We start from the raw sequence: 16,725 nt of genomic DNA, 5'->3' as shown, positions 1-16,725 counted from the left end.
CCGCCAATCCCCCCGTTATCCCCGCCTGCTCACAGGCGACTGTCTCCTTGGAATCCATTCCCATGCCAAGTCCCCATCAGGCCGCCCCAGGCCTTTCCGAACCCAATTCGCAGAGCGTCAAGCAGCAGTGGCTGGCGATTCTTTCGGTAGCCGTGGGCGCCTTCGCCCTGGTGACCAGCGAATTTCTGCCCGTGGGCGTGCTCAACGATGTCGCCAGCGACCTGGGCATCAGTGCCGGACAGGCTGGCCTGATGGTCACCCTGCCCGGCATCATGGCCGCCCTGGCCGCGCCGTTGCTGTCGGTGGGCATCGGCGCCATGGACCGCCGATACCTGCTGACCGGCCTGACGCTGATCATGATCATCGCCAACTGCATCGTCTCCTTCGCCAATGACTTCAACGTGCTGTTGTTCGGGCGGGTATTGCTGGGAGTCAGCATCGGCGGCTTCTGGGCCACCGCCATTGCGTTGAGCGGTCGCCTGGCACCCAGGGGTGTCGGCGTGGCCAAGGCTACGTCGATCATCATGATGGGCGTGACCCTGGCCACGGTGCTGGGCGTGCCCGTGGGCACCTGGCTCAGCGGCTTGATGGGCTGGCGCATGACCTTTCTGGTCACCGCGCTGGTGGGCGTGCCGGTGCTGCTGGCGCAGATCTTCCTGTTGCCACCGCTGCACCCGGACCGCGCCATTCGGGTCAGCGACCTGCCGGCCCTGTTCACCAATCCCCAGGCGCGGGTGGGTTTGATTGCGGTGCTGCTGATCGGTCTGGCGCACTTTGCCGCGTACACCTATGTCGCACCGTTCTTCAAGCAAAGTGCCGGATTCGACGGGCCGACCATCGGCTCGCTGTTGCTGCTCTACGGCATGGCCGGGGTGCTGGGCAACGTGTTCGCCGGCTTCGCCGCCAACCGCAACGTACGCTACACCTTGCTGCTGGTGGCGCTGATGATCGGCACCAGCACCGCCCTGTTCCCGCATTTCGCCACCGGCCTTGTCGGCGCCGCGATGCTGATCGCTCTGTGGGGCTTTGCCTTCGGCGCGTTCCCGGCCTGCTCCAGCATCTGGATGTTCGTGGTCGCACCCAAGGACGTCGAGCGCGGCATGCCGCTGTTCGTCGCGCTGTTTCAGGTAATCATCGCGCTGGGTTCGTTCTTCGGCGGGCAGATCGTCGACCAGCTGGGCAGCTCGGTGCTGCTGAGCCTGGCCACAGCCTTGGTCGGCGCAGGTTTTGCCACGGTGCTGGTGTTGGGTCGAAAGGTCAGCAACAACGCGGTGGCCCAACCCTGCTGAGCCCGTGTGCGCTGACGATCGCGGCAGGATTGTCAGCGCACCTGCGCAGATTGCAAAAAAATTTTGAACTGCCTTTCCGACCATTCACCTAATGATCAGCCTGTGAATATTCCCACAGGCATTGTGTCAATATCGGCACTCTCCGAGAGGTGGTCAACGTGGCTAAAGACGAAAAGAAAACCAAAAGTGACGCTTCGAAAGCCAGCAAGGAATTGAAGGACAAAAAGTCGTCACCGGAAAAGAAATCTGCCGCAGCCTCAGCGCTTTCAAAGTCCTCCGACAAGGAGAAAAAAGACAAGAAGAAAGACGCCGAGCCGAAGAAAACCGCAAAGAAAGCTGACAGCAAGCCGGAAAAGGCTGAGAAAGCCAAGAAGTCCGACAAAGTTGAAAAAGCTGAAAAGCCTGCGAAGAAGAAAAAGTGACATTTGCTGTCTGCTAGGGCCCCGCGCCCTAGCGTTCCCTCTGTATTCCCCTGCCCCTCCTCCCCCGCCTATCCTGTTTTCAACTCCGTTCACGCACGCGTCTGATTCACCACCACCACGGTCAGCCAAGGCATTCGATAGATCCGTACCGGCTGAGTGCGGGCAAGCACGTCGAGCATGCCGGGAACATCGTCGAGGTTGAACACACCGCTCACCGCTGTGCTGGGCAGGCGACCGGCGATGACCAGCGAGCCGGGCAAGTAACGTTCGATGTCAGCGAATACCTCGGCCAGCGGCTGCCGATTGAAGATCAGCTTGCCGCGCTGCCACGCCGACGCCGTACCAAGGTCCAGAACGCCTGTCGCCAACGGTATCGCGCCAGCGGTGTAGGCCAGGCGCTGAGCGGCCTTCAACGGCACCACGGCGCCGCCGGACGAAACCCTCACTTCTCCTTCCGTTACCCCCACACGCACCTGTTCACCCTGGCGATCGACATCGAAACGAGTGCCCACCGCCTGCACGCTGCCGTCTAAGGCCTGAACCACGAACGGCCGCATGGCGTCCTTGCTGACTTCGAACAACGCCTCGCCCTTGAGCAGGCTGATCTCGCGCCGCGCCGCCGAGTAGTTCACCGACAAGGCAGAGCCGCTGTTCAACCAGACCTGGCTGCCGTCTTCCAGGGTCAACGCCCGGCGTTCACCGACCGCCGTGGCGTAGTCGGCGAAATAGACCTTGGCCGGCTCGCTCAAGCCGGTCAACGCCAGCGCGCCCAGCCCGGCGGCCAATGCCGCCCAGCGCAGCGGCCGTCGCTCGCGCCTGGGTGGGGCGACGAAGGTTTGCGCTGTGTGAGTCTGTGGCAATGCCTGCCACATCGTTTCGGCCAGCCGCGCTGCGGCCTCGTGGTCCGCGCTTTGCCCACGCCAGCGGACGAAAGCCTGGCGATCGGCATCACTGGCCTGGCCGGACGTCAGGTGCACCCACTGCTCGATGGCCTGGTCTTCCAGGTCAGTGGCGCAAGGGGCGCGGTTCAAGGGTTCGGTCATGGTGAGGGGCTCGCAGGCGCCGCCGGAAGGGAGTCGGTAGCGTGCATTCTAGAGGCACTCCGACTGACGAAGCCAATCGCGGCAATGGCGCATGGCAAGCACCAGGTACTTGCCCACCGAGCTTTCCGAGACCCCGAGACGCAGGGCGATCTGGGCGTGGGTCAGGCCTTCCAGACGGCTGAGCAGCAACGCCAGGCGGGCGTTGCTGGGCAAATGCTGCAGGGCATGGTCGAGTTGCTCGATGGCCTCTGCAGCCAGGAACGTGCGCTCCGGCGAGGCGATGGGATCACAGGGCTCCTCGTCCGGCTCCTCGACCTGCCACGCGCAATAGCGCCGTTCCTGGCGCAGGCGGTCGATGGCCAGGTTGCCCGCGACGCGGAACACGAATGCGCGAGGTTCGAGAATCTGCGCCGTGTCTGCCAACCCGGCCAGGCGTACGTAGGTGTCCTGGGCCACGTCGGCCGCCTTCTCCACATTCCCCAGGCGCCGCGCCAGAAAGGCCAGCAGGTCGGCATAGTGCTCCTGAAAGACCATCAGCAAAGGGTTGGAATTGGGTGACACGGACATTCGCACGGCCCCGGCGGTTGAGGGCCGCATCCTATCCCAATTGAGAACCCTTATCATCAGAATGGCGGATGATAATGAAAATAATTTCAATCTGGGCGGCAAGGTTTGCCCTGCTCGGTCGTCGTTGGAGAGAGAACCCTGATTCTCGGGCATTTCATCTCCATTCGATAACGGACGTTTCAGATGCAGGCACGTTTTCCGCACTTCGCTCCCGCCGCTGGTCGCACCCTGACCCTGGCGCTGATGCTGGCCATGACGACCGGCTTGCCGACGCTTTCACTTTCGGCACAAGCGGCCGAAGCCAGCACGGCGCTGGACCTGCAATCGGTCGAGCAGTCGCTGGACCAGGCATTGACCCGGTTGGCGGACCAGGCCAACGTGCGGTTGATCTTCAACTCGGCGGACGTGGCCAGCCTGCGTGCTCCTGCCTTGAAGGGCCGGTACACCCTCGGCCAGGCCATGGAAATCCTGCTGCGCGGCAGCGGCTTCACCTGGCAACTGCTGGACGAGCGCACCCTGGTGCTGCAGAAACTGCCCGCCCGAGATGAACCGGCCATGGCCCTGGGCGCCACCACCGTCAATGCCATGAACGATCTGGGCAGCACCACCGATGGCACCGGCTCCTACACCACCGGCAGCAGCAGTACCGCCGCCAAGCTCAATCTGAGCCTCAAGGAAACCCCGCAGACCGTCAGCGTGGTGACCCGTCAATTGATGGACGACAAGAAGCTCACCAGCCTGGACAAAGTGCTCGAACAGACCCCGGGAATCACCTTCCAGTACCGCAACTTCGGCGGCCACGTGTACACCTCGCGCGGTTTCTCCCTGCTGGCCGAAAGCTTTCTGGTCGACGGCGTTCCCGGTCAGGGTTACCAGATCACCGGCTGGATGAAGCCCGACACCGCCATCTACGATCGCGTCGAGGTCCTGCGCGGCGCGAGCGGTCTGTTGGTGGGTGCCGGCGAGCCCGGCGGCGCGGTGAATCTGGTGCGCAAACGCCCGACCGCCGAACCGCGCCTTACGGTTCAGGCCAGTGCCGGATCCTGGGACCGTTACCGCATGGACCTGGACGCCAGCGGCAAGCTCAACGATGCCGGCAACGTACGCGGACGGCTGGTCACCGCCTACGAAGACAACGGTTCCTACCTGGACGAGCGCAACACGCGCACGCCGCTGGTGTACGGCATCGTCGAGGCCGATCTGGATCCCGACACCACGGTGAGCCTGAGCCTGCGCCACCAGCAGAACGTCATCAACGGCTATTCGATCTACGGCCTGCCGCGCTACAGCAACGGCAATGCGCTGGACATCTCCCGCTCCACCTCCCTGGTGCAGGACTGGAACCGGCACGAAAGCGAGATGAGCGAGGCGTTCGCCGAAATCGAACATCGCTTCAACGAGCGTTGGTCGAGCACCACCTCGGTGACCGTGTCCCAAGGCAGCTTCGATCAGCAGATCGCCTACGCGCGGCGCGCCATCAGCCCGGTGACCAATACCGGCTCGGTGTTCCAGGCGGCGCTGTTCCGCCAGGACGAAGTGACCAGCACCGGCCTGGACAGCCATGTCAGCGGCAACTTCGATGCCTTCGGCCTGACCCACGACATCACCGTCGGCGGCACCTGGTCGCGCCAGGAAGCCAATACCCAGCAGGCCACCGCCAGCCTGCGCAACCAGCCGCTGAATATCTTCGACGTGGATCACCACGCCATCGCCAAGCCCGTCCGGCCGGCGTGGACCACGGACATCGACATGACCGAAGAGCGTGCGGGCCTGTACGCCAACTCCCGGCTGCGCCTGAGCGAGCCGCTGAGCCTGGTGCTCGGCGGACGCGCGAGCTGGTACGACTACACCTACGACATCAAGCGCGGCGCCGCCCTGCCCTACGAGTCCAAGGTGACGCGCAAGGTCACGCCCTACGCCGGGCTGATCTACGACATCAACGATGACTGGTCGTGGTACGCCAGCTACGCGGAAATCTTCAACGCTCAGGGCAACTACGTCGACACCCGCGGCACACCGCTCTCCCCGTCCGAGGGTGACAACTACGAGACCGGCATCAAAGGCGCCCTGTTCGACAACCGCCTGAACCTGTCGATGGCGTTGTTCTACATCAAGCAGACCGACGTCGCCCTGGTGGACCTGGCCAACACCAACTGCACCAGCAACGACTCCGAGGGCACCTGCTACGTCAATGGCACCATCAAGCGCAGCAAGGGCATCGACCTGGAGGCCAGCGGCGAGATCCTGCCGGGCTGGCAAGTGTTCGGTGGGTATACCTTCAATCTGCTGCGCAACAACACCGAGGACGTCGAAGTCGCCTACGAAACGCCCAAGCACATGCTGCGCCTGCAGACCAGCTACAACCCGCCCGGAACCTGGGACCGGCTGACCGTGGGCGGCGGTGTTTCGGCGCAGTCCTACTACAAGGCGTCTTCCACCACGGGGCTGGACTTCGGCAGCCAGGGCTACGCCATCTGGGATGCCCGCGTGGCCTGGAAACTGGACGATCACTGGCGGGTGCAACTCAACGCCGAAAACCTGTTCGACAAGCGCTACTACACCACCGCCGTGGCGGTGGACCGTTCGAACGTGTTCGGCGAGCCGCGCAGCTACATGCTGACCTTGCGAGGCGATTTCTGATCGCATCGGTGCGGGACGCATTGCAGTGAAGGGCTCGCTGCGCCGGTCGATGGCCTGGCTGCACACCTGGTGTGGCCTGGTGTGCGGCTGGGTGCTGTGCGTGATCTTCCTCACCGGCTCGCTGAGCGTGTTCCGCGAACCCATCACGCGCTGGATGGAGGCGCAGCCAATCGCCACGTCCGACGCTGGCGCTTGGGTGAACGAAGGGCTGGCCGCATCCCAGGCGCAACGCTACCTCGCCACACATGCCTCGGGCGCACGGCTGTGGCGGGTGCAGTTGCCCGCGCATCCGGGTGAAGCGGTGAGACTGCTCTGGCGGGACGGCAGCGGCACCCGGCAGATCGCCCTTGATCCTGCGACCGGCACACCGTTACCGCCGGCGGCGCTGCGCCACACCGAAGGGGGCCGGCATTTCATGTCGTTCCACTACATGCTGCAACTGCCGGTGCTGGGGTTCTGGATCGTCGGCGCACTGACCGTCGGCTTTCTGGTGGCGCTGGTCTCCGGCGTGATCATCCACCGGCGCCTCTTCGCCGACTTCTTTACCTTCCGGCCCGGTACCGGCCCGCGCGCCTGGCTCGATGCGCACAACGCCGCGGCCGTACTGACGCTGCCGTTCCTGCTGATGATCGCCTACACCGGGCTGTGCATCTTCGCCAGCAGCTACATGCCCTGGCCCGTGCAAGCGGTGTACGGTTCGGACGATGGCGCCTATGCACGCTTCACCGCCGAGCTCGCCGCCGAACCGACCGTGGTCCGCTCCGTGGCGCAGCCGACCGGCGCTGCGCCGGGCTGGGCAGCGCTTCTGGACCAGGCCCGCACGCTCACCGGGCAACCGGCGCAGATGCTGCTGGTAAACGCGCCCGGCGCTGCCAATGCGAGCGTACGCATCATCGGCCGTGCGGACCTCGGGCAGCCTGCGGACCACCTGTTCACGCCCCAGGCCAGCGTGCTGTTCGACGCGGCCAGCGGCGGCGTGTTGCAGGTCCGGCGGCCAGACCCGACCAGCGTGTCCCTCGGCACTCGGATCGAAGGCGTGGTGCGGTCCCTGCACTTCGCCGACTTCGGCAGCTGGGCACTGCGCTGGGTGTACTTCGCCAGCGGCCTGCTGGGCACATCGATGATGGTGGCGGGTACGTTGCTGTTCTCGATCAAGCGACGGATCAAGGGCCAGCACGAATTTGGCGGCGCCACGCGACGCTTCTACCACTGCGTCGAAGCTTTCAACGTGGCATGCAGCGTCGGCATCGGGATGGCGTGCTGTGGTTACTTCTACGCCAACCGCCTGCTGCCGCTCGAATTGCCGGGCCGTGCCCAATGGGAGATACGCGCCTTTGTGCTGATCTGGGCGGCTACCTTGCTGCACGCGCTGTGTCGGCCACGCCTGCGGGCATGGACCGAGCAACTGGGCCTGACCGCGCTGCTGTGTCTGTGCCTGCCGCTGCTCAACCAATGGACCACGGGCCAGGCGTTGTGGCACTACGCACGCGTCGGCGACTGGCAACGGGCGAGCGTGGAAGCGGTGTGCCTGGGCTTTGGTGCGTTGCTGGTATTTGCCTTGATGAAGCTGCATCGGCAGCGCTCGCTGCCCTGATTGCTGCCCGTCATCTCCTCCTCAAAGCCCCAGATCACTCAAGCCTGGGTGATCGTCGGGGCGGCGGCCCAGGGGCCAGTGGTATTTGCGCTCGGACTCGGCAATGGGCAGGTCGTTGATGCAGGCGAAGCGCCGTTGCATGAGCCCGTTGGCGGCAAACTCCCAGTTCTCGTTGCCGTATGAACGAAACCAGTTGCCCGAATCGTCGTGCCACTCATAGGCGTAGCGCACGGCGATGCGGTTGTCGGCGAAGGCCCACAGTTCCTTGATCAGGCGATAGTCCAGCTCTTTGCGCCATTTGCGTTCGAGAAACGCCTGGGCCTGGGCGCGCCCTTCGATGAACTCGCTGCGGTTACGCCAGTAGGTGTCCTGGGTATACGCCAGCGCCACCTTGGCGGCATCGCGGGAGTTCCAGCCATCCTCGGCGCCACGCACCTTCTGGATCGCGGTTTCGAGGGTGAACGGCGGCAGTGGCAGGCGTTTCTCTTCGCTCATGTCGATGTTCCTAGAAAGGTTTATAAGGCAGGAATTTGCCGTCCAGCGTGATCACGGCGCGCGATCCGCCTTCCGGATCTTCGACTTTCTTGATGTCGAGCTTGAAATTGATCGCGCTGATGATGCCATCGCCGAATTGCTCGTGGACCAGCGCCTTCAGGGTCGTGCCGTAGACCTGGACCATTTCATGAAAGCGATAGATCGTTGGATCGTTCGACACGTCTTCGGCATTGCCGCGCAGGGGTATGGTCTGCAACTCGACCACCGCTTCGGCGTCCAGCCCCAGGCGTTCGGCCACCACTTCGGCCACTGCCTGAGGCAATGGATGCTGGCCCAACAGTGCGGCGGTCACATACACCGTGCTCAACCCGGTGCCTTCGGCCAGGCCCGCCCAGGTCAGGTTGTTCGCGGTCTTGGCCTGCAGGACGCGCTCGGTCAGGGTCTGACGTGGTGCCTTGGAAACGTTGCTCTGGGACATGGTCGATTCTCCGGATGGGAACGCAAGGTCAGGTGTAACGCTTGGAAGCACAGAATCAACAAAACCCACCATAATGGCCAAGACTCATTTCAGATCATTTCCATAATTCCAACTTATGGTGAAGCCGTGCTGCTACGTCATATCCGCTACCTGCTGGCCGTTGCCGATCACGGTAATTTCACCCGCGCCGCCGAGGCACTGCATGTGTCCCAACCTGCGTTGTCGCAACAGATAAAGCAACTGGAACTGAGTATGGGCGTGCCCTTGTTCGACCGCAGTGGCCGCAGTGGCCGCAGCATCGTCCCCACCGATGCCGGTCGCGTGTACCTGGAACATGCGCGGCGCTCGCTGCGAGAGCTGGAGGCGGGTCGGCGCGCGGTGATGGACGTCAGCGACCTGTCGCGCGGCCAACTGCGCCTGGGCGTCACGCCGACCTTCAGCGAATACCTGGTAGCGCCGCTGATCGACCGCTTCTCGGCACGCTACCCAGGGGTGGCGATCAGCCTCACGGAAATGTCGCTGGAACAGATCCTCGACGCCCTGGCCCGTGACCTGCTCGACGTAGCCATCGGCTTCACCGGCGAGCACGGCGCCGATATCGATGCGCAGCCGCTGTTCGAGGAGAAGCTGTGCCTGGTCACGGCAGGCTCGGCGCTGGACCCCGGCCTGCAGAACAAGGCGCTGACCCTGGCCGATCTGCAGACGCTGCGCTTCGCACTGCTGGCCCCAGCCTTTGCCACGCGCATCTCGGTGGATGCCTGGTGCCGCAAACAGCGCTTCACGCCCAACATTGCTCTGGAAGCAAATTCGATCGCCATATTGCTCAAGGTGATCAAGCAAGGGCGCATGGTGACCATCCTGCCCGATGCCATCGTGCGCGAGCAGCATGACCTCTACGAGCTCCGCACCAGACCGATGCTGCCCAGGCGCACGGCGGCCTTGCTACGGCGCAAGAACGGCTATCGCAGCGTCGCCGCCGATGCGTTCGCCCAGCTGGTGAAAAGCTCGCGGGACTGAACCCGCCAGCAGGGTGCGCAAACTTTTTCCTCATTCAGGCGTCAGCTTGATAGCGACCTTTCGCCACCGCACTTTCGTCATTGAACAGGGACTCACCATGGTTTTCTTCATCTTCCTCCTGGCCTGCGCCGCTGCGGCCAGCACCGGCATCATCTTCAAACCCGGCCAGTGGTACGCCTCGTTGGTCAAACCTCGTTTCACCCCGCCGAACTGGGCATTCCCCGTAGCCTGGACGGTCATCTACCTGCTGCTGGCCTGGGCCGGCTACCGCCTGACCCAACTGACCGGCAGCGAGACGGTCCTGGCACTCTGGGCCGCGCAGATCGCCCTCAACACCTTGTGGACACCGGTGTTTTTCGGCGCCCACCGCCTGCTCGCCGGTCTGGTGATCATCGTATTGCTGTGGCTGGTGACCGCCGCCATGGTGGTTCTGGCCATCCGCCTGGACCTGATCACCGGGCTGATCCTGTTCCCCTATCTGGCCTGGCTGTGCGTGGCGGCCGCGCTGAACTTCTCGATCCTGCGCAACAACCGCTGAGCTCGGTGCCGCGCCGCCTGGCTAAGGTCAGATGGCGAACTCACCCACCAATGCCGTCAGACCGACCGCCAGCCGCGACACTTCGCCACTGGCGGTCGCCGTCTGGGTGGCACCCGCAGCACTCTGCATCGAAAGGTCCCGAATGCTGGTGATGTTGCGGTCGATCTCCCGCGCCACCTGAGCCTGCTCTTCGGCGGCGGTCGCGATCACGGTGTTGCGTTCGCTGATCAGGTTGATCGATTCGGATATCTGGCTGATCGAGGTACTGGCGTGCTGCGCCACGGCCGACGAATCGCTGGCCATCTGCTGGCTCTGCTCCATGGCCTGGACGGCCTGCACCGAATCGGTCTGCATCGAGCCGATCATCTTCTCGATTTCCTGAGTCGACTGCTGCGTACGGTGAGCCAGAGCGCGCACTTCATCGGCAACCACGGCAAAGCCACGACCCTGCTCACCAGCGCGAGCCGCTTCGATGGCAGCGTTCAGTGCGAGCAGGTTGGTTTGTTCGGCAATGGCGCGGATCACCTCGACCACCGTGTTGATCTCACGCGCCCGAGCCGACAGCTGTTTGACCTGAGTGCTGGTGCTGCCCACGTTGGTCGCCAGCGCCTGGATAGCGGTCAGGGTCTGTTCGACCTTGCCCAGACCATCCCTCGCCAGCGATTGGGTGGTGGCCGAGGCGTCGGCGGCTTCGGCCGCGTTGCGCGCCACCTCGTCGACCGCCGAGCTCATCTGGGTGACCGCACTGGCCGCCTGATTGACCTCATCGTTCTGGCGCACCAGCCCCCGGCTGGATTCCTCGGTCACCGCGCTCATCTCTTCCGAGGCGGCGGCCAATTGACTCGAGCTGTCGGAAATGTGCGCGATCGTCTGCCGCAGGTTGGCCTGCATCCGCGCCAGCGCCGTGAGCATGCTGGCGGCTTCGTCCTGGCCAACCACGACGATCTGTTCGGTCAGGTCCTTGCGCGCGATGCGCTGGGCGATCTGCACGGCTTCCTGGATGGGCTGGGTGATGCTGCGGATCAACAGCGCCGCAAGCAGGATGGTCGCCAGCACGGCCGCAGCCATCAGCCCAATGACCCAGGCACGGCCCGACTCGAAGGTCGCGAGCGCCGCATCCCCGGCGTCGGTGGCACCGCGGTCGTTCAGCGCCATGAGCTCGTTGACCTTGCCTTCCAGGGTGTTGGTCAGCGGGCGAATGGCCGTGTTGATCAGGCCGGTTGCCGCCGTGGTGTCGGCAGCGCGCAGCATGGGTTCGAGCTGGCCCAGCAGTTGGTCATACGCAGCCGCATCGGAACGTATGGAGTCGTAAAGTTTGCGGTCATCGTCGCTGGCAACGGTGCTTTCGTAGTGCTTGATGGTTTCCTGAAAAGCACGGCGATAGCCGGGAAACGCAGCGATCGTCTGTTCACGAAGCGCGGTATCGGTGGTGGTCGCGCCACGCATGCTTTCGAGCCGCAACCTCAAGAGCCCACTGTTCATCTGGCCCGCGTCGCGGATACCCAGCATCCAGTTCGTCTCGACGTCCTGCTCGGCCTCGTAGAGCTTGTTCATCTGGACGATGGAAAGGCAACCAAGGAGTATCACGACCACGACAATGGCCGAGAAGAATGCAATAGCGCGGGGGGCGAGGTTCAGGCGTCGAATGATCATGCAGGATTCCATTGCGATCAGGGGTTGATGCCTTGAGTCATCGGCCTGCGGCGCAAACACTTGAGCTAGAGGGGCCTGGGTAAATGTAAGCAAGCGCGAGTACGGGCCTGCTGTATGCCTGTACAGCCATTCAAGGGCAACCTATGTATAATCGCCCGCTTCAACGAATATGGGTCCGCGCATGTCCAACGCCGATTACGAAGGTTCGCTCCCACCACCTGCCGAAATGACCGTCATCCCCGTCATTCTGCGCCTGGTCAAAGAGGCGACCGGTCTGAGATTTGCGGCAGTGGCCAGGGTCACCGCCACGCGCTGGGTCGCCTACGCAGTGGACGACTCGGCTCATCTGGACATACGGCCGGGCGATCAGCGGCCACTTGCGCAGACGTTGTGCAACGAAGTCCGCCAGCGTCGCCAGTCACTGGCCTATGGTGAAGGCATGCAAGACTTGGCCGACGGGCGCTACGAGCCGGAAACCCAACCGGGCCTGGAAACATTCAAAAGCCATATCTCGGTGCCCATCATCACCTCAGCGGGCGTGTTCGTAGGGACCCTCTGCGGACTCGACCCGGAACCGGTCGCGGTCGAAAATGCCAGCGTGATCGACACCCTCGAACTGTTCGCGCAACTGCTGGCCAGCCATCTGGAACTTCACGCGCGACTGCACGACAGCCAATCGGAACTGGGTGAATCCGAGGAAACCGGGCGCTTGCGCGAGCAATTCGTGGCGGTACTGGGGCACGACCTGCGCACGCCGATCAGCGCCGTGCGGATGAGTGCCGATCTGCTGGACCGACAGGTCACCGACAAGCGCTCCAAGACCCTCGTGGCCGCGATCCAGAGCAGCGCCAAGCGCATGTCGGCGTTGATCGACGACGTGCTGGACTTCACCCGCTGCCGCCTGGGCAGCCGCTTCGTGATCAACCTGAACCGCGTCGACAACCTGTTCGAAGCGTTGATCCCGGTCATCGCCGAAATCCGCCATGCCCACCCGCTGGCCGATGTCAGCTATCACTACACCGATGCCGAACCCGTTCAGTGCGATTTCGGACGCATCAGCCAGTTGGTCTCCAACCTGCTGTCGAACGCCGTACACCACGGCGCACCCGGCGGACCGATCAGCATCGATGGACGTATCGAGCAAGACAGCTTGGTGCTGTCGTTTTGCAACGAAGGCCTGCCCATCCATCCCGACCGGATGGATCTGCTGTTCAAGCCGTTTACCCGCGCCGACAACGACCGGCAAAACGAAGGACTGGGTTTGGGTCTCTACATCTGCTCGCAGATCGCCGAGTCCCATGGCGGGCAGTTGCAGGTTACTTCCAGCGATCTGCACACCGTGTTTACCGTGCGATTGCCGGTACTCCGATAGCGCTGCCACCACGCTCCTGTAGCAGCGGTGCAAGCCGCGTCACGGCGTGTGCGATCAATCAGGCCAGCGCCAGATGACACGACACACCCACCACCACCACCACCACCACCACCACCTCACGCTCTGCTAAACAGAAGCCTCAAGCCTGCTCCGGCAAACACCATCGCCAAGGCGCCCTCGATCCAGCGGCGCGCCTTTTGATAGGCGCGCACCATCGGCGCTGTGGGAAACACCACCGCGTAGCCGCCGAAGATGTTATCGGTTCGGATACCTTATAGTACCGTCACGCTTTGAAGTATCCCCAGCCGCCACTTTCAATACCGAGGAGCTCTTGCATGTTCGCAGGTCTCAGCGCGTTCCCATTGACCCCGTTGCGCGATGGCAAGGTGGACGAAAACGCCTTCGTCGGCCTGATCGAAAACCTGGTCTCGGCCGAGGTCGATTCCATCGGCGCCTTGGGATCGACAGGCAGCTACGCCTATCTCAACCGCGAGGAGCGGGGCCTCGCCGCCCAACTGGCCGTCGCCGCGGCAGGTGACGTGCCTGTGATCGTCGGCATCGGCGCGGTCGCCACGCGGGACGTGCTGCTGGCCGAAGATGCCCAGGCTGCCGGCGCGTCGGCGCTGCTACTGCCACCGGTGAGCTATCAGGCGCTACGTGCGGATGAAGTGTTCGAACTCTATGTTTCGCGAGTACGGCAGTCTGAGGGTCATTGCCACGGCCGCCGAAATCCTCGGCCATGCCGCAGCGAACTGCCTGCCGCTGCCGCTCAAGGGGCTCGACGGGCCATCGACCCAGCGAGTCGCACAGGTCATGAAGACACTGCAGCTGGCCTGAGGCGCGTTATTGCCCTGTCTCGATGCCCGAGCTCAGGGCTGGGCGGTCGCTGGGCTCACGTCCGACGGTGCCTGCAGCCTGTAACCCATGCTGTGCACGGTATGCAGCAACGGCACCTCGAACGATTTGTCGATGGTTCGGCGCAGCATGTAGATGCCGGTTCGCAGGCTATCCGAATCGGGCGTTTCCTCACCCCACAGCGCCAGTTCCAGCTCGCGGCGCTTCACGATGGCGGGGCTCTTGCGCATCAACAGCTCCAGCAGCACGAGGGTGGTGGGGTTGAGCTTGAGCAACCTGCCCGCCCGCCTCACCTCCAGTGAATCCAGATCGAAGCTCAGGTCATGGACTTCGAGCACGTTTTTCCTCATCCCGGCCGAGCGGCGACTCACTGTCTCGACGCGGGCGAACAGCTCGGACAAGGCGAACGGCTTGACGATGTAGTCGTCGGCGCCGACGCGAAATCCCGTCAGCCGGTCTTCCAGCTCGTCACGGGCAGTCAGCATCAGAATGGGCGTGTGCCGCCGGGAGACCGAACGCAGCTTGTGACAGACCTGGTTGCCGTCCATGCCGGGTAGCATCACATCGAGAATGATGGCGTCATAATTACCGGTCATCGCCAGGTGAAGCCCGGTCACGCCATCCAGTGCGCCAGTCACTTCACACCCCTTGAGCACGAAGTATTCCGAGACGTTGGCGAGGATATCGGCATGATCTTCGATGACCAGTATGCGCATGGGACTCTCTTTTTATGTAAGGCACGAGTACGAAACACAACTACCCACTCAACGCTGGACCGGCATTTGTTTCGTGGCCACAAGCGCATTGCCGCTCACCCCTCTGCAGCCGGCAAACATGTCCAGCGCGCTGTTGTAGACCCGCGTCTGAACATTCAACAAGCCTAGCATCGAGTGAAAGAGATTGTCCTGACTCAGCGGATCGTTGCGTGTGCGCTGCAAACAATGACTGTCGACGGCAAGCGCACGTTGGTAACTGTCGGAGAACCATACCAGCAGCGGGACGTGTTTCTGCTGGTCAGGTGCCAACATGTAGGGCGTGCCATGCAGGAACACGTTGTACTCGCCGAGAGACTCGCCGTGATCGGAGAGATAGATCATGGCGGTGGCCACACGGTCCTGGTTGTTGCGCAGGGTATCGATCAGCCGCGCCAGAACGTGATCGGTGTACAGCACGGTATTGTCGTAGGCATTGACGATACTTTCCCGGCTGCAGGCGTCCAGCGCGTTGCTCTTGCACACCGGAGTGAACTGCTCGAAGGCTTGCGGATAGCGCTTGAAATATTCAGGCCCGTGACTGCCCATCTGGTGCAGGACCAACACGGTGTCGTTGGAAAGGTGATCGATGAAGGCCTGCAAACCCTGCAGCAGGATTTCGTCCCTGCATTCGCTGTCTGCGCACAGAGCCGGGTCCTTGCCGTGGCTGACATCCAGCTGGGTGACCCGGTCGCAGGTGCCCTTGCAGCCGGACTGGTTATCCCACCACACCACGTCCAGGCCGGCACGTTTGAGCACGTCCAGCAACCCTTCCTGATTTTTTGCGACGGCTGGTTTGTACTGCTTGCGGCCCATGTTGGAAAACATGCAGGGCACCGACACGGCGGTTTCGGTGCCGCAGGAGTGCACGTCGGTGAACGACACCAGACCCTGCTCAGCGGCCAGTTGCGGTGTGGTATCGCGCCCATAGCCGAGGATACCGAAGTTATCGGCCCGGGCGCTTTCGCCCACCACCAGTACGGTCAGTGATTTAGTGGGGTGGTTGGCCACGTTTACCGCACGCACCGCATCCTCACCCAAGGGCACGAAAGGATGCTGGACGGTCGACACCTGCTCGCGGGCATAACCGATCGAGGCGCCGATGTAGTTGCTGGGCACCACCATCAGGCGCAACTCGTGGTGATTGCGCAACAGTGAGGACAGCCCCTGATAGTCCAGCAATGCGACGCCGGTGATGATGCCAGCACAGCCGGTGCCGATGAGCACTTTGTGGAGCAGCTCGCGGTGGGGTTTGCGGTAAGCAATAGGTGTCTTCCACAACAGCACACACGGCAGCACGCCCAGCCCAAAGAGGTAGACCCACAGCAGGGGCGACAGCAGGCCTTCCACTTCGGTGACATTGGTTTCGACAAGATTGCGGAACATGCCCGCGTCGACCACGATTCCGTACTGCCCCATGAAATACGCCACACAGGCGCTGACCAGAAACAACACCATCAGCAGAGGTTTCAACAGCTTGGGAAAGGCCAGCATCGTCAACACGAAGTTGAAGACGCACAACAGCAACACCCCAAACGCCCAGGCCAGTTGCGTGCCGGCGCCTTCGCCGCCCGTGATGGACGCCAGGTGTTGCCAAAGTGGTGTGTTGAAAGCAATCAAGAGAAACAGGCTTGCAGCCAGTGTGACTAATTCCGGACGAACAGGTTTTATCTTGAACATGCGAGTCTACTGTCAGCAGATAGGCGGGCCGTGCGCAATGCGCCGGGTATCGACAGCGCGGACTGTAATCTCGAATAACTCAAACTTTCGTGAAAGATTTGCGAGGAAAAGCTTGCTGGAAAAAAACCCGAAGTGTGCATCTCCCGCGCATTGATCATCAGTCGCAGTCACTTGCTGAACGCTGCGCACCTAACGCATTTTTCACATCTTCTTCACCCATCACTGAAGGCCGGAAATCTATCGTCGCCAGCACAGCACGCTGCAGGCAGAACCTCTGGCTGAGCAACGCTTGCGCGACTTCGTGCCTACCGCCCTCATTGATTGTCTACC

15 protein-coding genes and 2 pseudogenes are annotated in these 16,725 nt (G+C 62.8%); 9 read left to right on the top strand and 8 right to left on the bottom strand.

The window, feature by feature from the left end:
- Positions 1-62 precede the first annotated feature (62 nt).
- Together BLV18_RS08365 and BLV18_RS08360 are read left to right on the top strand one after the other, a co-directional pair.
- Entirely contained in the window at positions 63-1,289 is a 1,227-nt protein-coding gene (locus BLV18_RS08365) for an MFS transporter (protein WP_056842957.1), read from the top strand.
- A gap of 149 nt (positions 1,290-1,438) precedes the next feature.
- A complete protein-coding gene (locus BLV18_RS08360) occupies positions 1,439-1,711 on the top strand; it encodes a hypothetical protein (RefSeq protein WP_049859274.1) in 273 nt (90 codons plus the stop codon).
- Between the two features lie 89 nt (positions 1,712-1,800).
- On the opposite strand, the gene BLV18_RS08355 is transcribed toward BLV18_RS08360, so the two are convergent.
- Together BLV18_RS08355 and BLV18_RS08350 are read right to left on the bottom strand one after the other, a co-directional pair.
- Positions 1,801-2,754, bottom strand: a complete 954-nt coding sequence (locus tag BLV18_RS08355) for a FecR family protein (RefSeq protein ID WP_090357694.1) — start codon at positions 2,752-2,754, stop codon at positions 1,801-1,803.
- 48 nt (positions 2,755-2,802) lie between these two features.
- Complete coding sequence (locus BLV18_RS08350) at positions 2,803-3,321, bottom strand: sigma-70 family RNA polymerase sigma factor (protein WP_090357692.1); 519 nt, start codon at positions 3,319-3,321, stop codon at positions 2,803-2,805.
- Positions 3,322-3,504: 183 nt separating this feature from the next.
- Here BLV18_RS08350 and BLV18_RS08345 point away from each other — a divergent pair, with 183 nt between their 5' ends.
- Together BLV18_RS08345 and BLV18_RS08340 are read left to right on the top strand one after the other, a co-directional pair.
- Positions 3,505-5,961: a TonB-dependent siderophore receptor gene (locus BLV18_RS08345; RefSeq protein WP_244156821.1), complete on the top strand. Its 2,457-nt coding sequence runs from the start codon at positions 3,505-3,507 to the stop codon at positions 5,959-5,961.
- Positions 5,962-5,986: 25 nt separating this feature from the next.
- Positions 5,987-7,555: a PepSY-associated TM helix domain-containing protein gene (locus tag BLV18_RS08340; RefSeq protein WP_208598847.1), complete on the top strand. Its 1,569-nt coding sequence runs from the start codon at positions 5,987-5,989 to the stop codon at positions 7,553-7,555.
- 21 nt (positions 7,556-7,576) lie between these two features.
- Here BLV18_RS08340 and BLV18_RS08335 read toward each other — a convergent pair whose 3' ends face one another.
- Both BLV18_RS08335 and cynS read right to left on the bottom strand, forming a co-directional pair.
- Positions 7,577-8,050: a nuclear transport factor 2 family protein gene (locus BLV18_RS08335; RefSeq protein WP_049859259.1), complete on the bottom strand. Its 474-nt coding sequence runs from the start codon at positions 8,048-8,050 to the stop codon at positions 7,577-7,579.
- 10 nt (positions 8,051-8,060) lie between these two features.
- Positions 8,061-8,528 carry a cyanase gene (gene cynS, locus BLV18_RS08330; RefSeq protein ID WP_049859258.1) on the bottom strand — a complete coding sequence of 156 codons (468 nt, stop codon included), beginning with the start codon at positions 8,526-8,528 and terminating at the stop codon, positions 8,061-8,063.
- A gap of 126 nt (positions 8,529-8,654) precedes the next feature.
- Between cynS and cynR the strand changes: the two genes are divergently transcribed.
- Together cynR and tspO are read left to right on the top strand one after the other, a co-directional pair.
- On the top strand, positions 8,655-9,545 hold the full coding sequence (gene cynR / locus BLV18_RS08325) for a transcriptional regulator CynR (RefSeq protein ID WP_090357690.1): 891 nt from the start codon (positions 8,655-8,657) through the stop codon (positions 9,543-9,545).
- Between the two features lie 97 nt (positions 9,546-9,642).
- Positions 9,643-10,083, top strand: coding sequence for a tryptophan-rich sensory protein TspO (gene tspO / locus BLV18_RS08320; protein ID WP_056842973.1), 441 nt, complete (start codon positions 9,643-9,645; stop codon positions 10,081-10,083).
- Positions 10,084-10,110: 27 nt separating this feature from the next.
- Here tspO and BLV18_RS22770 read toward each other — a convergent pair whose 3' ends face one another.
- Both BLV18_RS22770 and BLV18_RS22765 read right to left on the bottom strand, forming a co-directional pair.
- Positions 10,111-10,899, bottom strand: a complete 789-nt coding sequence (locus BLV18_RS22770) for a methyl-accepting chemotaxis protein (protein WP_425272649.1) — start codon at positions 10,897-10,899, stop codon at positions 10,111-10,113.
- Between the two features lie 66 nt (positions 10,900-10,965).
- Positions 10,966-11,736 (bottom strand): annotated as a pseudogene (locus BLV18_RS22765) (MCP four helix bundle domain-containing protein); the annotation flags it as partial.
- Positions 11,737-11,917: 181 nt separating this feature from the next.
- On the opposite strand from BLV18_RS22765, the gene BLV18_RS08310 reads away from it, so the two are divergent.
- The 3 genes and pseudogenes from BLV18_RS08310 (at position 11,918) to BLV18_RS22330 (ending at position 13,945) form a co-directional block, all read left to right on the top strand.
- Positions 11,918-13,108, top strand: coding sequence for a sensor histidine kinase (locus tag BLV18_RS08310; RefSeq protein ID WP_167375918.1), 1,191 nt, complete (start codon positions 11,918-11,920; stop codon positions 13,106-13,108).
- 335 nt (positions 13,109-13,443) lie between these two features.
- Positions 13,444-13,728: pseudogene (locus BLV18_RS08300) on the top strand (dihydrodipicolinate synthase family protein); the annotation flags it as partial.
- Positions 13,729-13,771: 43 nt separating this feature from the next.
- Positions 13,772-13,945 (top strand): hypothetical protein, encoded by a 174-nt coding sequence (locus BLV18_RS22330; protein ID WP_167375897.1) that lies wholly within the window; start codon positions 13,772-13,774, stop codon positions 13,943-13,945.
- Between the two features lie 32 nt (positions 13,946-13,977).
- Here BLV18_RS22330 and BLV18_RS08295 read toward each other — a convergent pair whose 3' ends face one another.
- Together BLV18_RS08295 and BLV18_RS08290 are read right to left on the bottom strand one after the other, a co-directional pair.
- A complete protein-coding gene (locus BLV18_RS08295; protein WP_090357683.1) occupies positions 13,978-14,679 on the bottom strand; it encodes a response regulator transcription factor in 702 nt (233 codons plus the stop codon).
- A gap of 48 nt (positions 14,680-14,727) precedes the next feature.
- Entirely contained in the window at positions 14,728-16,395 is a 1,668-nt protein-coding gene (locus BLV18_RS08290; protein ID WP_090357682.1) for a phosphoethanolamine transferase, read from the bottom strand.
- Positions 16,396-16,725: the final 330 nt, after the last annotated feature.

It is taken from the genome of Pseudomonas coleopterorum (assembly GCF_900105555.1).
Classification (GTDB): domain Bacteria; phylum Pseudomonadota; class Gammaproteobacteria; order Pseudomonadales; family Pseudomonadaceae; genus Aquipseudomonas; species Aquipseudomonas coleopterorum.
This window is presented reverse-complemented; position numbering and strand designations above follow the sequence as displayed.

Excerpts from the sequence above, each read along its gene's own strand:
- BLV18_RS08365 (WP_056842957.1), top strand. The coding sequence starts at position 63 with ATGCCAAGTCCCCATCAGGCCGCCCCAGGCCTTTCCGAACCCAATTCG.
- BLV18_RS08355 (WP_090357694.1), bottom strand. The coding sequence starts at position 2,754 with ATGACCGAACCCTTGAACCGCGCCCCTTGCGCCACTGACCTGGAAGAC.
- BLV18_RS08350 (WP_090357692.1), bottom strand. The coding sequence starts at position 3,321 with ATGTCCGTGTCACCCAATTCCAACCCTTTGCTGATGGTCTTTCAGGAG.
- BLV18_RS08345 (WP_244156821.1), top strand. The coding sequence starts at position 3,505 with ATGCAGGCACGTTTTCCGCACTTCGCTCCCGCCGCTGGTCGCACCCTG.
- BLV18_RS08335 (WP_049859259.1), bottom strand. The coding sequence starts at position 8,050 with ATGAGCGAAGAGAAACGCCTGCCACTGCCGCCGTTCACCCTCGAAACC.
- cynS (WP_049859258.1), bottom strand. The coding sequence starts at position 8,528 with ATGTCCCAGAGCAACGTTTCCAAGGCACCACGTCAGACCCTGACCGAG.
- tspO (WP_056842973.1), top strand. The coding sequence starts at position 9,643 with ATGGTTTTCTTCATCTTCCTCCTGGCCTGCGCCGCTGCGGCCAGCACC.
- BLV18_RS22770 (WP_425272649.1), bottom strand. The coding sequence starts at position 10,899 with ATGAGCGCGGTGACCGAGGAATCCAGCCGGGGGCTGGTGCGCCAGAAC.
- BLV18_RS08310 (WP_167375918.1), top strand. The coding sequence starts at position 11,918 with ATGTCCAACGCCGATTACGAAGGTTCGCTCCCACCACCTGCCGAAATG.
- BLV18_RS22330 (WP_167375897.1), top strand. The coding sequence starts at position 13,772 with ATGAAGTGTTCGAACTCTATGTTTCGCGAGTACGGCAGTCTGAGGGTC.
- BLV18_RS08295 (WP_090357683.1), bottom strand. The coding sequence starts at position 14,679 with ATGCGCATACTGGTCATCGAAGATCATGCCGATATCCTCGCCAACGTC.
- BLV18_RS08290 (WP_090357682.1), bottom strand. The coding sequence starts at position 16,395 with ATGTTCAAGATAAAACCTGTTCGTCCGGAATTAGTCACACTGGCTGCA.